General features: G+C 63.7%; 14 protein-coding genes. All 14 read left to right on the top strand.

Features of this window, described 5'->3' with window-relative positions:
* The first annotated feature begins 168 nt into the window (after nt 1–168).
* Complete coding sequence (locus tag AAD018_RS12925; RefSeq protein WP_367314501.1) at nt 169–1,311, top strand: serine hydrolase domain-containing protein; 1,143 nt, start codon at nt 169–171, stop codon at nt 1,309–1,311.
* A 362-nt stretch (nt 1,312–1,673) separates the two neighbouring features.
* Nucleotides 1,674–3,428 carry a hypothetical protein gene (locus AAD018_RS12930; protein WP_367314502.1) on the top strand — a complete coding sequence of 585 codons (1,755 nt, stop codon included), beginning with the start codon at nt 1,674–1,676 and terminating at the stop codon, nt 3,426–3,428.
* A gap of 67 nt (nt 3,429–3,495) precedes the next feature.
* Complete coding sequence (locus AAD018_RS12935; protein ID WP_367314503.1) at nt 3,496–3,948, top strand: methylated-DNA--[protein]-cysteine S-methyltransferase; 453 nt, start codon at nt 3,496–3,498, stop codon at nt 3,946–3,948.
* Between the two features lie 221 nt (nt 3,949–4,169).
* Nucleotides 4,170–5,333 (top strand): putative lipid II flippase FtsW, encoded by a 1,164-nt coding sequence (gene ftsW / locus AAD018_RS12940; RefSeq protein ID WP_367314504.1) that lies wholly within the window; start codon nt 4,170–4,172, stop codon nt 5,331–5,333.
* Nucleotides 5,330–6,415 carry an undecaprenyldiphospho-muramoylpentapeptide beta-N-acetylglucosaminyltransferase gene (gene murG / locus AAD018_RS12945; RefSeq protein WP_367314505.1) on the top strand — a complete coding sequence of 362 codons (1,086 nt, stop codon included), beginning with the start codon at nt 5,330–5,332 and terminating at the stop codon, nt 6,413–6,415. Before ftsW ends, murG begins: the two co-directional genes overlap by 4 nt.
* Before the next feature lie 30 nt (nt 6,416–6,445).
* A complete protein-coding gene (gene murC, locus AAD018_RS12950; protein ID WP_367315192.1) occupies nt 6,446–7,843 on the top strand; it encodes a UDP-N-acetylmuramate--L-alanine ligase in 1,398 nt (465 codons plus the stop codon).
* 87 nt (nt 7,844–7,930) lie between these two features.
* The gene (locus tag AAD018_RS12955) at nt 7,931–8,191 is read left to right on the top strand and encodes a DUF2484 family protein (RefSeq protein WP_367314506.1); all 261 of its coding nucleotides are present in this window, start codon (nt 7,931–7,933) and stop codon (nt 8,189–8,191) included.
* A complete protein-coding gene (locus AAD018_RS12960) occupies nt 8,188–8,451 on the top strand; it encodes a DUF2484 family protein (RefSeq protein ID WP_367314507.1) in 264 nt (87 codons plus the stop codon). Before AAD018_RS12955 ends, AAD018_RS12960 begins: the two co-directional genes overlap by 4 nt.
* Nucleotides 8,452–8,526: 75 nt before the next feature.
* Nucleotides 8,527–9,453, top strand: coding sequence for a UDP-N-acetylmuramate dehydrogenase (gene murB, locus AAD018_RS12965; RefSeq protein ID WP_367315193.1), 927 nt, complete (start codon nt 8,527–8,529; stop codon nt 9,451–9,453).
* A gap of 60 nt (nt 9,454–9,513) precedes the next feature.
* Complete coding sequence (locus AAD018_RS12970; RefSeq protein ID WP_367314508.1) at nt 9,514–10,428, top strand: D-alanine--D-alanine ligase; 915 nt, start codon at nt 9,514–9,516, stop codon at nt 10,426–10,428.
* Nucleotides 10,416–11,339: a cell division protein FtsQ/DivIB gene (locus AAD018_RS12975; protein ID WP_367314510.1), complete on the top strand. Its 924-nt coding sequence runs from the start codon at nt 10,416–10,418 to the stop codon at nt 11,337–11,339. Before AAD018_RS12970 ends, AAD018_RS12975 begins: the two co-directional genes overlap by 13 nt.
* On the top strand, nt 11,336–12,667 hold the full coding sequence (gene ftsA / locus AAD018_RS12980; protein ID WP_367314511.1) for a cell division protein FtsA: 1,332 nt from the start codon (nt 11,336–11,338) through the stop codon (nt 12,665–12,667). Before AAD018_RS12975 ends, ftsA begins: the two co-directional genes overlap by 4 nt.
* Nucleotides 12,668–13,014: 347 nt before the next feature.
* Nucleotides 13,015–14,568 carry a cell division protein FtsZ gene (gene ftsZ, locus AAD018_RS12985; RefSeq protein WP_367314512.1) on the top strand — a complete coding sequence of 518 codons (1,554 nt, stop codon included), beginning with the start codon at nt 13,015–13,017 and terminating at the stop codon, nt 14,566–14,568.
* A gap of 204 nt (nt 14,569–14,772) precedes the next feature.
* Nucleotides 14,773–15,684: a UDP-3-O-acyl-N-acetylglucosamine deacetylase gene (gene lpxC / locus AAD018_RS12990; RefSeq protein ID WP_367314513.1), complete on the top strand. Its 912-nt coding sequence runs from the start codon at nt 14,773–14,775 to the stop codon at nt 15,682–15,684.
* Nucleotides 15,685–15,793 lie beyond the last annotated feature (109 nt).

Raw genomic sequence — 15,793 nt, forward strand, 5'->3', positions numbered from 1 at the left:
TAGGTTGGTGTTCGGTCGGTGACAGAAATACCAGAATTCGGTCGGCGTTGCAGCGTCTATCGCGATGCGCGTGGCCACCTTCAGATTGCGCAAGACGTTGCTTTGAGAGGATGTTTGCTTGTTGCGTGCAAGTCTTTACCCTTTCGGGATAAATTTTGGGAGGGAAACATGTCGCCTGATCACATTGACCAAGTCCTGAAGGATGCCGTTGCGGCGCGGGACGTGCCGTTTGTTGTCGCGATGAGTGCGAATGCCGACGGCGTGACCTATTCGGGACACGCCGGGCAAGCCGCCGAAGGGCGCGCCGCCGCAGAGGATACCGTCTTTCGAATTTTCTCGGCGACGAAGGCTATCGGATCGCTTGCTGCGATGATCCTGATCGATCGGGGCAAGATGTCGATGGACACGCCTGTGGCGGATGTACTGCCAGAGTGGGATGCCTTGCAGGTCCTGGAGGGCTGGGATGGTGACACGCCCATCATGCGCGCGCCCAAGACGAAAGCGACTATGCGCCATCTTGCCACCCACCGGAGCGGGCTGGAATACGAGTTCTGGTCTCCTGACGCTGCCAAATACCTTGCGGTGACGGGCCATCCTAGCATTCTGAGCGGCACCAAGGCCTCGCTGAGCTACCCGCTGATGTATGATCCGGGCGAACGCTGGGGCTATGGTCCGAGTATCGACTGGTTGGGACAAGTCGTCGAAGCCCTCGACGGGCGGCGCATTGACCAATTCTGCCGGGAGGAAATCTTCGATCCTCTGGACATGACGGACACCGCTTTCGAACCGGACGCCATGGCGGACCGCCTGGCCGGTGTTCAGGCCCGCGGTGAAGACGGCAGGTTCGGCCCGTTTGACCTGGCCCCGCCGCCGCAGCCGGAGGTATATGGCATGGGACATTGCCTTTATTCGACAGCGCCGGATTATATCAAATTTCTGAGGATGGTTCTGCGCGGCGGGGAGCTGAACGGCAACCGCATCCTTTCGGAAGGTGCCTTTGCCGCGATGCTGGAAGACCAGATGGAAGGAAAGCTGTTCGAGCGTATGGTCACTGTCGCTCCACCGGTAAGCGCTGATGTGGTCCTTCCCGAAGGGACGACGCACAGCTTTGCAGCCATTCGGTTCGAGTCCGATGTGCCGGGCCGCAGGAAGGCAGGGTCACAAAGCTGGGCCGGCGTCTGCAATACGCATTACTGGGTCGATCGCAGCTCGGACGTGGCCGGTGTGATCTTCACGCAGTCTCTGCCCTTTGCGGAAGAGCCCTATATGCGAACCTATGAAGCATTTGAAACGGCGGTATATGCCAGCTGACAGGGCTGCCGGGTGCGGGAAAGAGGGCTGCCCGCGCCTGGATGACATGTCCGCCCATGTGGTTGGGCACCTGCCGACGGGCTGAGACCAGATCGGCGCCTGAAGAGATCCGGTTTTGGAAGTGGTCGATCCTGAGACGGCCGCCCGTTGTCCAGCCAGCATGAGTGACCGCGTCAGCTCGCAGATCCGCTCTCCAGAGCAGTGCTGTGTCATTTTCGGTGCGCTTGTGCCTGCGGGATCCCGGTTTGGATTACGACATCGTCCCGCAAAGTCCTCGCGGGCCCGCAATATGCGGCGCTGCATTGAGCCTTGCCTGATCTGGCGATAGGGGGAGGGGAATAGGTTTAAGGGGACGGATTTCGATGAGGTTTTTCAAGGGGCCGCTATGTCTGATGGCGGTGATTGCTCTGGCGGGATGCGAGGAGGATCTGGAGGATCAGCTGGCTGCGCTCGAGGCGGAAGAGGCGGAGGTCCGCACGCGGATCGCGACGATCGAGGACGAGGCGCTGCGCGAGGGGTTCAACGGGACCTACGGGATGCTTTACTGGATAAAGAGCCGCCGCTTGCAGTCACAAATGCCGCCCGAGACGGTCCAGTATACCTCGCCCGAGATCACGATTGTCGAGGATTACGGATCTACCTCCGAGATGGTGCAGATCTATCTCGAGACGCTGGCGGCCGAGTTGTCGTTTACGGGCGCGGCCGTTCCGATTGAGGCTTTCGACTTTCCCCTCGACTCGCAGCTGACCTGGGAGACGGTGATACTCGAGGATGGGCGACGGATCGGCATCGGGACCGAATATGACAATACCGATCCGTCGATCCAGGGGGTCTTCGACGGCACATGGGTTCGGGTGATCTATAATGCGGAGGGAACGACGCCGGAGGATGCGAGCTTGGCCGGGCAGATCGAAGGGCGGTTCGAGGCGGACCTTCCGGGCGCGGTGCTGGAGGCAGAGTTCGGCCCCCGCGACATTGGCGAGACGCAGAAGATCGGGCCCTACGAGGTCACCTTTACGGCGCAGGAGGATCATCAGGTCTTTGTGCAGATCGAACGAACCGACGGGGAGCCGGTGGATCTTGAGACGGATGCGATCTTTATCGAGGCCCGTGACGAGACCGGGCAGCATCTGTTCCGAAGCAGCGGCAGTTGGGGCCACCCGGAGCAGATCGAGGCGATGGTCGAGATCCTGGACGGGCTTTTGGAGCAGGCTCTATCGGGGGATCTGCAGGACGCGGAAGTCGAGGCGCTGATCGATGAGGCGATGACCGAAAGCGGCATGATGGCTCCGGATCTTTACCACGGAAGCGCCGGGTTCAACGGGATCCCCCGGGATGTCAGCGTGACGATCCTGGCGCCGGACGGCGGGGAGATGCTGAGCGAGTTGGTGGTGCTGGATGTCGTGGATTTCGACGCGCTGGACGAGGTGCAGACGCTGCCGGGGATTGAACTGGGCGGACCGGTTTATCTTGGAGAGCAGGTCGCCGCACGGCTTGCCTCCGAGCCGTTCGAGATCCCTGCGGATGAGATCGCAGGGGCGATCACGCCGCGCCAGAACGGCTATTCGGCGCAGGTGGCGTTTGACTACCCCGATGCGGTCAGCGGGCTCTTCCTCGATGTCTTTTCGCGTTACGAACTGGAGGACGAGGCGGTGGAGGCGACATTCGTCGATGCATCCGGCGATCCCATCGCGCTAGGCGAAGATGCCTATGACTGGACGATCAACCGGATCGAGTACGATCTTGAGCAGTTTCCCGTGACGCCTGAACGGGTCCAGGGGCAGTTCATCGTGAAGACGATGCCCGGGATCGAACGGGAACGGCTTGGAGCTGACGTTCTGCCGGACTGGCTGGAGATGGATGGCAACCGGATCATCACCAGCTTCAACAAGGTGCCCGGGAATGTTCAGGTCCAGTATCGGCATTTCGCGCGGTCGGGTGGGCGGTTTCTCAAACCGTTCAAGACGGTGAATTATTCCGATGAAGCGGCCGCCTCGCGTCGCCAGGTCGAATTCTACTACGGGCAGGTCGATGAGATCGAGCTCTTCACAGCGGGGCCGATCGTCGAGGTGCCCTATGCGTTCGATGTGGAGCTTGTGATCCCGGAGCAGAACTGAGCGGAACCTCTTTTGGTGCGGCTTTGGCCGGTCTAGGATCGGTCCGGTACAGGCGGAAGGAGACAATATGCCAACGCGATGCGTCGAAACACCGCTTGGGTGGCTGTCCCTGACCGAGGAGGACGGCGCGATTACGGCGATCCATTGGCGCCGGGACGGGGCGGCGGAGACCGAGCTGTTGCGGGAGGCGGAGCGGCAGTTGCAGGCTTTTTTTGCCGGGGACCTGACGGTGTTCGATCTGCCGCTGCGGCCGTCGGGCGGGGCGTTCCAGCGCTCTGTCTGCGCGGCGATGCAGGCGATCCCGTTTGGGCAGACGCGGCAATACGGGCAGATTGCGACGGATCTGGGCGCCATGCCGCAACCGGTCGGGGCGGCCTGCGGCGGCAACTCGATCCCGGTCGTCATTCCGTGCCACCGCGTCGTCGGCGCCTCTGGGCTGGGCGGGTTCTCCGCCCCCGGAGGGATAGAGACAAAAATCGCGCTGCTGCGCCATGAAGGCGCGTATTCTCTGCTGATCTGAGACCGGCGCGGGGCGGGGCAAAATCTTCTAGAAGATTTTGGCTGCCAGAATTTTCTAGAAAATTCTGCCCCCGCGGAGAGGGTGCGGATTGCCCCGGGGGCCATCGCGGGTTGCAAATTGCGGCCTATGGCTCAATTTTCCTTGGCCTTGCGCCTGATTTCGGGCTAAGCCCTTGGTCAGATCCCGAAAAGGGACAAGGCAGAGGCAGTAGGCAGAACTCCATGACGGAAATGGTCTATGGAGCGGCTCCGATCCGGAGCGGCGATCCGATTCTTCCACGGTGGTGGCGGACCATCGACCGTTGGTCGATGGCCTTCGTGCTAGGGCTATTCGGCATGGGGCTGCTTCTGGGCTTTGCCGCATCCCCTCCCTTGGCTGAAAAGAACGGGTTCGAGCCTTTCCATTACGTGACCCGGCAGGCCGTCTTTGGCGCGGCGGCGCTGATCGCGATGGCGATCACCTCGATGATGATGCCGGTCGTCGTGCGGCGTCTGGCGGTGCTGGGCTTTCTGGCCGCCTTCGTGGCGCTGATCTTCCTGCCTGTCTTTGGCACCGATTTCGGCAAGGGCGCCGTGCGGTGGTATTCGCTGGGTTTTGCCAGCGTGCAGCCGTCGGAATTCCTCAAACCCGGCTTCATCGTCGTGGCCGCCTGGTTCATGGCCGCCGCCGGAGAGATCGGCGGCCCGCCCGGGCGGACCTACTCTTTCTTTCTGGCGATGACGATCTGCGCGCTTCTCGCCCTGCAGCCCGATTTCGGGCAGGCCTGCCTTGTCATGTTTTCCTGGGGTGTGATGTATTTCGTGGCCGGTGCGCCGATTGCCCTTTTGGTGGGGCTCGGGATGCTGGCGATCCTGGCGGGATCCATCGCCTATTCGGGATCCGAGCATTTCGCGCGCCGCATTGACGGGTTCCTGAGCCCCGATGTCGATCCGACGACGCAGCTGGGTTATGCCACCAACGCGATCCGCGAAGGCGGTTTTTTCGGCGTGGGTCTGGGCGAGGGGCAGGTGAAGTGGTCGCTGCCCGATGCGCATACCGATTTCATCATCGCGGTCGCCGCCGAGGAATACGGCCTGATCTGCGTTCTGGTGATCATCGTCCTTTACGCGGCTATCGTCGTGCGCTCGCTCACGCGGCTGATGAAGGAGCGTGATCCTTTCATCCGGCTCGCGGGGACCGGGCTGGCCTGCGCATTCGGCGTTCAGGCGATGATCAACATGGGTGTGGCCGTGCGGCTTTTGCCCGCCAAGGGGATGACGCTGCCGTTCGTCAGCTACGGCGGCTCGTCCATCATCGCGAGCGGGATCGCGATGGGGATGCTTCTGGCCTTCACGCGGACGCGGCCTCAGGGTGAGATTTCGGATCTGCTGGGACGCGGGCGATGAGCCGTCTGATCGTCATCGCAGCGGGCGGCACTGGCGGGCATATGTTCCCCGCGCAGGCGCTCGCCGAGGCGATGCTGGCGATGGGCTGGCGGGTGATCCTGTCGACGGACGAGCGCGGCGCGCGCTATGCGGGCGGCTTTCCGGCGGCGGTGGAGATCCGCGAGGTCAGAAGCGCGACCTTTGCCCGAGGCGGCCTTGTCGCCAAGGCGATGGCGCCTGCGCGGATCTTGGGCGGAAGCGTGTCGGCGTTGCAGCAGATGCGGCAGGATGCGCCTGCGCTTGTGGTCGGCTTTGGCGGCTATCCGTCGATCCCGGCGCTGGCGGCGGCGACGCTGCTGGGCATCCCGCGCATGATCCACGAGCAGAACGGGGTTCTGGGACGGGTGAACAAGCTTTTTGCCAAGCGCGTCGATGCTGTGGCCTGCGGGACCTGGCCGACCGAGTTGCCTGAGGGCGTCGAGGGCGAGCCGATTGGCAATCCGGTGCGCAATGCGGTGCTGGAGCGGGAGGGTGCGCCTTATATTCCGCCCGGCGATTATCCGATGCAGCTTCTGGTGATCGGCGGCTCGCAGGGCGCGAAGATCCTGTCGGATGTCGTGCCCGGTGCGATTGCCGCCTTGCCCGAGGCGATGCGGCGGCATCTGAAGGTCAGCCATCAGGCGCGGGCCGAAGACGGCGAGCGGGTTGCGGCCTTTTACGACGAGCATGGCATCGGCGCCGATGTACAGCCCTTCTTTGACGATATCCCGGCGCGGATGAGCGAGGCGCAGCTTGTCATCAGCCGGGCGGGCGCCTCGTCGGTTGCGGATCTGAGCGTCATCGGGCGGCCTGCGATCCTAGTGCCCTATGCTGCCGCGACGGCAGACCACCAGACGGCCAATGCGCGGAGCCTTGTGGAGGCGGGGGCCGCGATCCTTGTGCCGGAATCTCAGCTTAATGCGCAGTCTTTGTCGGAACAAATCGCCCTCGTGCTGGGTCATCCCGATGGAGCGGTGAAAATGGCCCATGCGGCGCTGGCTTCCGGACGGCCCGACGCGACGGAGCGTCTGGTGGCTCTGGTGGAGCGTATCGCGGGCGGATAACGGAGAAGAACAAGAATGGATGGAACGCTCATGGCCGCCGCAACGAAAGTCCCCGTCGATGTCGGGCCGATCCATTTTGTCGGGATCGGCGGGATCGGCATGTCGGGGATCGCCGAGGTTCTTCTCGATCACGGTTATACGGTGCAGGGATCGGACCTGAAATCCTCCAAGATCACCGAGCGGCTGACGGAGCTTGGGGCAATTGTCTTTGAAGGGCAGCGGGCGGACAATCTGGATGGAGCCGAGGTGGTTGTCGTTTCGACAGCAATTCAGGCGGATAATCCCGAGATGGCCGAGGCCCGGCGGCGCGGCCTGCCGGTGGTGCGCCGCGCGGAGATGCTGGCTGAGCTGATGCGCCTTCGCTCGAATATCGCGGTGGCGGGCACGCATGGAAAAACGACGACGACGACAATGGTCTCGGCGCTGCTGGATGCGGGCGGGCTGGATCCGACGGTGATCAATGGCGGGATCATCCATGCCTATGGCTCGAATGCGCGCGTGGGGCAGGGCGAATGGATGGTGGTGGAGGCCGACGAGAGCGACGGTACCTTCAACCGGTTGCCGGCGACGATTGCGATCGTGACCAATATCGACCCCGAGCATATGGAGCATTGGGGCGATTTCGACAGCCTGCGCCGGGGCTTTGACAGTTTCGTGTCGAACATTCCGTTCTACGGGCTGGCCGTCTGCTGCACCGATCATCCCGAAGTGCAGGCGCTTGTGGGGCGGATCACGGACCGGCGGGTCGTGACGTTCGGGTTCAACGCGCAGGCGGATGTGCGGGCGGTGAACCTGCATTACAAGGCCGGGATCGCGCATTTCGATGTTGAGCTGCGCGATGCGGGCGTGATCGAGGGCTGCAGCCTGCCGATGCCGGGGGATCACAACGTCTCGAATGCTTTGAGTGCCGTCGCCGTGGCGCGGCATCTGGGCATGAAGGGAGACGAGATTCGCGAGGCTCTGGCCAAGTTCGGCGGTGTGAACCGGCGCTTTACCAAGGTCGGCGAAGTGGATGGCGTGACTATCATCGACGATTACGGGCATCACCCCGTCGAGATTGCCGCCGTCCTGAAGGCCGCGCGGCAGGCCAGCGAGGGCCGGGTGATCGCGGTGCATCAGCCGCACCGATATTCGCGTCTGTCCTCGCTTTTCGAGGAGTTCTGCAATTGCTTCAGCGATGCCGATGTCGCGGGGATCGCCGAGGTGTTCTCTGCCGGGGAGGATCCGATCGAGGGCGCGTCGCGCGACGATCTGGTGGCGGGGCTGATCCGGCATGGGCACCGCCATGCGCGGTCCGTCACCGGAGAGGACGATCTGGTTCGGCTTGTGAAAGAGCAGGCAAGGCCAGGCGACATGGTTGTCTGTCTTGGGGCCGGTACGATTTCGACCTGGGCGAATGCATTGCCGGAGCGCCTTAAGGCGGGCTAAATCTTCTGGTAGTATCGGTCAAAGCTGTCTCCCCTTTTTGGTGAGGGGAGACAGGTCGATGCAACCGAAGCGACACAAGGACCGCCCGTGCCCGTCAGCTTGCCGATCCTTCTGATTTGCCTTTGGGTGGTGATTGCCACCGCGGTCGCGTTCATGCCGATGCGCTGGCAGTATCCACCTGGGATCATGCTGCTCATCGCTGCTCCGATCCTGATCGGCTGGGTCTGGATCGCCGATGGCTGGCTTTGGGGGCTGGCCGCTATGGCCGGGTTTGTGTCGATGTTCCGCAACCCGCTGATCTATTTCTGGAAACGCTTCCGGGGGGAGCAGCCGAGGGTTCCGAAGTGAATGCTCCGCTGATCCTGATGCTGATCTGGTTCGGGGTGGCGAGCATCGGGGCGATGCTGCCGACGAAGGACCATCATTGGAAGCTGGCCTATTGGCTGATCGGGACGGGGATCCCGCTTTGGATCTGGTTCGTGATGGAGAACGGGATCGGCTTTGGCCTTCTGGTTCTGCTGGGGGCGGCCTCGGTGCTCCGCTGGCCGCTGCGGTACCTTGGACGGTGGGTGTTGCGTGTGACGGGGCTGCGGCGGGATGATGCGTGACGGCTGGCCGATGTCCGGAACCTTAGCGGGCCGTTCGACTTGACCACAAAGCCCGCCGGGAGAGATCGGATGAAGATGACGGATATATCAAGCCCGCGCGGCGCGCTGACTGCCGAGCGGTCCTTGGCGGATCTGACCTGGCTTCGGGTCGGCGGGCCGGCGGAGTGGTTTTTTCAGCCCGCCGATGACGAGGATCTGAGCGCCTTTTTGGCGGAGCTTGCCCCAGAGGTGCCGGTGTTTCCGATGGGGGTCGGCTCGAACCTGATCGTGCGGGATGGCGGCGTGCGCGGTGTAGTGATCCGGCTGGGGCGGGGCTTTAACGGGATCGAGGTGGAGGGATCGCGGGTCCGGGCCGGGGCGGCGGCGCTCGATGCGCATGTGGCGCGCAAGGCAGCGCAGGCCGGGGTGGATCTGACCTTTCTGCGGACCATTCCGGGGAGCATCGGCGGGGCGGTGCGGATGAATGCGGGCTGTTATGGCTCTTATGTGAAGGACGTTCTGGTCGAGGTGACGGTCGTCTTGCGCGACGGATCGCTTGTCACGCTGTCTGCGGCGGAGCTGGATCTGGCCTACCGCTCGAGCCGCGTGCCGGACGGGGCGGTGATCGTGGAGGCGGTTTTTGAAGGGCCGAAAGGCGATCCGGAGGCGCTGGCCGAGCGAATGGCGCAGCAGTTGGCCAAGCGCGACGAGACGCAGCCTACCAAGGACCGGACGGCGGGCAGCACGTTTCGCAATCCGGCGGGCTTTTCTTCGACCGGCAAGGCGGACGATACCCATGATCTGAAGGCCTGGAAGGTGATCGACGAGGCCGGGATGCGCGGCGCGCGACGGGGCGGGGCGGTCATGAATGCAAAACACTCGAACTTTCTGACCAATGCGGGCGATGCCACAGCGGCGGATCTGGAAGAATTGGGCGAAGAGGTCCGGAAAAAGGTTTACGATTCCAGTGGTCTGACGCTAGAGTGGGAAATCATGAGGGTCGGCGAACCGGCCCCTAAGTAAACGCTCCGCATAAGGGGCACACACGGCCGGGCAACGGTCGGAATTTCGAGGCACTTGGGCATGTCGAGCAGGACAGACCCCAAGGTGGCGATGTTGATGGGCGGGCCTTCTGCGGAGCGGGAGGTCTCTCTGAGTTCGGGGCGCGAATGCGCGGCCGCCTTGCGGACGACAGGATGTGAAGTGATCGAGGTCGATGCGGGCCGCGATCTGTGTTCCGTTCTGGATCAGATTTCTCCGGATGTGGTGTTCAACGGTCTGCATGGCCGCTGGGGCGAGGATGGCTGCGTTCAGGGGCTGCTCGAATGGATGCGGCTTCCCTACACGCATTCGGGGGTCTTTGCCTCGGCGCTGGCGCTCGACAAGGAGCGGACCAAGGCCGTCTATCGCGAGGCGGGGCTGCCGGTGGTGGAGAGTGTGCTGGTCCCGAAGGCCGAGGTAGCGGCAAGGCATGTTATGGTGCCGCCTTATGTCGTGAAACCTTATAACGAAGGCTCTTCGGTCGGGGTCTATCTGGTGGAGGCGGGGGCGAACCGGCCTCCGGTTCTGGGCGAGGAGATGCCCGAGACCGTGATGGTCGAAGCCTTCGCGCCGGGGCGCGAGCTGACGACGACGGTGGTCGGGGATCGCGCGCTGACGGTCACGGATATCCTGACCGATGGCTGGTACGATTACGATGCGAAGTATGTTGAGGGCGGCTCGCGGCATGTGGTGCCTGCGGAGGTGCCTTCGGAGATTTTCGAGGCCTGTCTGGATTATGCGCTGCGGGCGCATGAGGTGCTGCGCTGCCGGGGTGTGACGCGCACCGATTTCCGCTGGGATGAGGCGCGCGGGCTTGATGGTCTGATCCTGCTGGAGACGAATACGCAGCCGGGGATGACGCCGACCTCGCTGACGCCCGAGCAGGCGGCGTCGACGGGCATGAGCTTTCCCGATCTGTGCCGATGGATGGTGGAGGATGCGTCATGCGACCGCTGACCCCTCCGTTGAAGCGCGGCGGCGATGCGTCCGGCGGGCGGGCCGAGCCGCCGGTCAAGCGCGATCCGGCGCCCTCGCGGTGGAGCTACCGGCTGGAGCGGATGATGCTCACGCCGTTTTACCTGTGGATGCTGCGGCGCGGGCTGCCGCTCTTGGTGCTTGGCGGGCTGATCGCAAGCTGGGTCGGGCAGGAGAGCAACCGGCAGATCGTCGTCGACGCGGTGGCGGAGGCGCGGTTGCAGATCGAGGGGCGGCCCGAATTTCAGGTCGATCTGATGACGATCGATGGTGTGGACGGATCGCTGGCCGATGGCGTGCGGGCGGTGCTGCCGGTGGAGTTTCCGATCTCGTCCTTTGATCTGGATCTGGAGCAGATGCGGCGGACAGTTGTGGCACTGGATCCGGTCAAGGATGCCTGGCTGCGGGTCAAACCCGGCGGGGTTTTGTCGGTCGAGGTCGAGCCGCGTGTGCCGGTCGCGATCTGGCGCTCGCGCGACGGGCTGCAACTGTTGGACGCCGAGCATGTCATCGTCGGCCCGCTGGCCACCCGGATCGAGCGGCCGGATCTGCCCTTGATCGCGGGCGACGGGGCGGCCGATGCGCTGGAAGAGGGGCTCGCCGTCTTTGCGGCGGCCGATCCGATCCTGCGGCGCGTGCGCGGGCTGGTGCGGATGGGCGAGCGGCGCTGGGATCTGGTGCTCGACCGCAATCAGCGCGTGATGCTGCCCGCCAAGGATGCGGTCGCGGCGATGGAGCGGATCGTGGCGCTGCATGAGGCGCAGGATGCGCTGGAGCGGGATGTGACGGTGGTCGATTTCAGAAACCCCGCGCGTCCGACGATCCGGATGGCGCCGCAGGCAGTCGAGACATTGAGGGATGCAAGAGCGATGACGAGGACGAGCGGGCAATGACGGAGCTATACGAGAACCAGCGGGCGATGCGGCACATGCGGCGGGCGGCGATGCAGCGCGGCGTGATCGCCATTCTCGATGTGGGCACCTCCAAGATCGCCTGCCTGATCCTGCGCTTTGACGGGCCAGAGACCTTTGGCGTCGAAGGGGTGGGCTCGATGGCCGGGCAATCCTCGTTCCGGGTGATTGGAGCGGCGACGACACGGTCTCGCGGGGTCCGGTTCGGCGAAGTCGATGCGATGACCGAGACGGAGCGGGCGATCCGCACCGCTGTGCAGGCCGCGCAGAAGATGGCCAATGTCCGGGTCGATCATGTGATCGCCTGTCTGGCGGGGGCGCGGCCCCGCTCTTACGGGCTGGCCGGGGCGGTCGAGGTTGAGGATGCGCAGGTGCAGGAGGCCGATATCGGCCGGGTGCTGGCGGCCTGCGACGTGCCGGACATTGGCGACGGGCGCGAAGTGCTGCATGCGCATCCGGTGAATTTCGCGCTCGATCACCGCTCGGGGCTGAGCGATCCGCGCGGGCAGATGGGCAATGTTCTGGCCGCCGATATGCATATGCTGAGCGTGGATGCGACGGCGATCCAGAACATCCTTTACTGCATCAAGCGCTGCGATCTGGAGCTGGCGGGCGTTGCCTCATCCGCCTATGCGAGCGGGATTTCCTCATTGGTCGAGGACGAGCAGGAGCTGGGATCGGCCTGTATCGATATGGGCGGCGGCGCGACGGGGCTGAGCATCTTCGTCAAGAAGCACATGATCTATGCCGACACGGTGCGGATGGGCGGCGATCATGTGACGTCGGATATTTCGATGGGGCTTCAGGTGCCGACCGCGACGGCCGAACGGATCAAGACGTTTTATGGCGGCGTGGTCGCCACTGGCATGGACGACCGCGAGATGATCGAGATCGGCGGCAATACCGGCGATTGGGAGCATGACCGGCGCACGGTCAGCCGTGCCGAGCTGATCGGGATCATGCGGCCCCGGGTCGAGGAGATCCTCGAGGAAGTGCGCGTTCGCTTGGATGCGGCGGGGTTCGAGCATCTGCCGTCCCAGCAGATCGTGCTGACCGGCGGGGGGAGCCAGATCCCGGGGCTCGACGGGCTCGCTTCCAAGATATTGGGCCAGCAGGTGCGGCTTGGGCGGCCTTTGCGCGTGCAAGGGTTGCCGCAGGCGGCGACGGGGGCGGCCTTTGCCTCGGCGGTGGGGCTGTGCCTCTTCGCGGCGCATCCGCAGGACGAATGGTGGGATTTCGAGATCCCGGCAGAGCGCTATCCGGCCCGGTCGCTCAAGCGAGCGGTGAAGTGGTTCAAGGACAATTGGTAAGAGTGTTCTTGTAGTCGGGACGTCTTTGTCGGTAATCTTACTTTAACGGCAACCATAATGCCGACGGTTTGGCGCGAGCGGTGCTGACCTGACATCGATGATCGAGAGCGGGGAGACCTGCGGAGTGCCTTTGGTTTGTGCGCTCTCTAGTCGTGTCCGGATGTCGCTACGCTAGATCTCGGTGAGTGGGCCAAATCCCGCCATTGGGGTCACGGGAGCTGCAATATTTTGTAGCAAAAGCGCTCTTTACACGTGACGTAGGGGGCTTTGCGCTCTAAAGTCGGGACAAAGCAGGCAGATCCGACGGCGCGTCAGACGTCGCGGGCGACATAACAGGCGGAGCAGATATGGCACTTAATCTCACCATGCCCGGGCAGGACGACCTTCGGCCGCGGATCACCGTGTTCGGCGTTGGCGGTGCCGGTGGCAACGCGGTCAACAACATGATCGAAAAGGAGCTGGAAGGCACCGAATTCGTCGTCGCCAATACCGACGCGCAGGCGCTGCAAAGCTCCAAGAGCCCGAGCCGGGTTCAACTTGGCGTGAAGGTCACCGAAGGGCTGGGCGCCGGGGCGCGGCCCTCGGTCGGGGCAGCTGCTGCCGAAGAGAGCATCGAGCAGATCGTCGATCATCTGGCGGGCGCGCATATGTGTTTCATCACCGCCGGGATGGGCGGGGGCACCGGGACCGGCGCCGCTCCGATCATTGCGCAGGCGGCGCGGGAGCTGGGCGTTCTGACGGTCGGTGTCGTCACCAAGCCCTTCCAGTTCGAGGGTGCCAAGCGGATGCGGCAGGCTGAGGAGGGCGTCGAAGCGCTTCAGAAGGTCGTCGATACGCTGATCATTATTCCCAACCAGAACCTCTTCCGGCTCGCCAATGAGCGCACGACCTTTACCGAGGCGTTCGGGCTGGCCGATGATGTCCTTTATCAGGGTGTGAAGGGCGTTACGGATCTGATGGTCCGGCCGGGTCTGATCAACCTCGACTTTGCCGATGTGCGCGCCGTGATGGACGAGATGGGCAAGGCGATGATGGGCACGGGCGAGGCCGATGGCGAGAACCGCGCGATCGAGGCCGCAGAGAAGGCGATTGCCAACCCGCTGCTCGACGAGATCAGCCTGAATGGCGCCAAGGGCGTGCTGATCAACATCACGGGCGGCTATGATCTGACGCTGTTCGAGCTGGACGAGGCAGCCAACAAGATCCGCGAGAAGGTGGATCCCGATGCGAACATCATCGTCGGTTCGACCCTGGACGACACGATGGAAGGGCAGATGCGCGTGAGCGTCGTGGCGACCGGTATCGATGCCGCCGAGAGCCACGCCGAGACGCCGCTGCCGCGCCGGAGCCTGTCTGGGCCGCCGCTGACCGACAAGGTGTCGCTTGAGACGCAGGACGCGCCGGTGGCCGAACCTGCCCCGGAGCCGCAAATCGCGCTGGTCGCCGAAGCCGAGCCGCAGCAGGAAGAGCCTGAGCTTTTCCCGGGCTATGCGCCGGTCGATGAGCCTGCTGCGGAATCGCTCTGGTCCGAAGGCGATATGCCTCCCCCGGCCTATCAGCCTGAGCCCGAGCCGGTTCAGCAGGCCGCGCCTGAGCCGGTCGTAATGCAGAACGCCGAAACTCCCGGTCAGCCCTCCGCCGAGACGATGGCGCGATTGCAGCATGCGGTTCAGAAAGCACCCGGCGCCGCCGAGCCTGCCGCCGAGCAGGAAGAAAAGCCGCGTTTCGGGATCAATTCGCTGATCAACCGGATGACCGGACACCCCCAGGACGAGGCTGATTTGCCGCGTGTTCAACCGGGGATGAGCCGGCCCCAACCGGCGGCCCAACCCGAGCCTGCGGTCGATCCCGACCAGGAACGGATCGAGATTCCCGCCTTCTTGCGGCGTCAGGCGAACTAAAGCCGGTCACAATCTGAAAAAAGAGAGCCGCCCTTCGGGGCGGCTTTTTCTATTCCACAACAAAGGGTTGAGGGCGCGAAAGCAAACTATTGCCATGTTCCGGTCCCCTCTGTTTCAGGCCGTTGCAAAGCGTGAATTGTACTGCGCGGGCCTCTCCCATAGCTGACGATGAGCGAAATCTTAACCAATCGTCAGAGGCATCTGTTGCAAACGACACTGAGGACAACGGCGCAGTTTAACGGGATCGGCCTGCATAGCGGCCGACCTGTTCGCATGTCCGTTCGTCCGGCCGCGGCAGATCACGGCATTTGGTTTCACCGTTTGGACAAGGCTGTGCGTATCCCGGCTCTATGGGACCGCGTTGCGCAGGTTCCGCTCTGCACGCGTCTGGTGGGCGAGGGCGGTGTTGACGTCTCCACGATCGAGCACATCATGGCTGCGCTGGCCGGGTGCGGGATCGGCAATGCCGAGATCGAGCTGGACGGTCCCGAGGTTCCGATCCTAGACGGAAGTGCTGCGGGCTTTGTCCGCAAATTCCTCGATGTCGGACTGCAGCGGCTCGATACGCCGGTCCGGGCCTTCGAGATCCTGCGTCCGGTCGAGGTGAAGGCGGGGCTTTCGACAGCCAAGCTGCTTCCTGCGGACGGGCTGGAGATTGATTTCACCATCGAGTTTCCCGATCCGGCGATTGGACGTCAGCGCAAGGTCCTGGATATGGGCAACGGTACGTTCATTCGCGAGCTGTGCGACAGTCGGACATTCTGCCGCCAGTCGGATGTGGATGCGATGCGCGCCGAAGGGCTGGCCCTTGGCGGGTCGATGGACAATGCCGTCGTCGTCGATGGGGCGTCGGTTCTGAGCCCCGGCGGCCTGCGCCACGCGGATGAGGCTGTGCGCCACAAGATGCTGGATGCGCTTGGCGATCTGGCGACGGCGGGCGCGCCGATCCTTGGCCGGTATGAGGGCATTCGGGCCGGTCATGCGCTGACCAATGCGCTGCTGCGGGTCCTCTTTGCGACGCCGGATGCGGTGCGGGTCGTAACCTGCGATCGTGCGCAGATGCGGCGGCTGCCCGGGACCGGGATTGCCGTTGACGATCTGCGACTTGTGGCCTGATCCTGCTCTGACGCCGGATCGGTCGCAAAGGCATTTTGCCCCGGATTTTTTCATGCTAGATGGTCCCGAAGGGCAGCGGTGAGACACCGTGCGACGAACGAGAGGTCAT

Origin of the sequence: Aestuariibius insulae (assembly GCF_040783535.2) — a bacterium.
GTDB classification, from domain to species: Bacteria; Pseudomonadota; Alphaproteobacteria; order Rhodobacterales; family Rhodobacteraceae; genus Aestuariibius; species Aestuariibius insulae.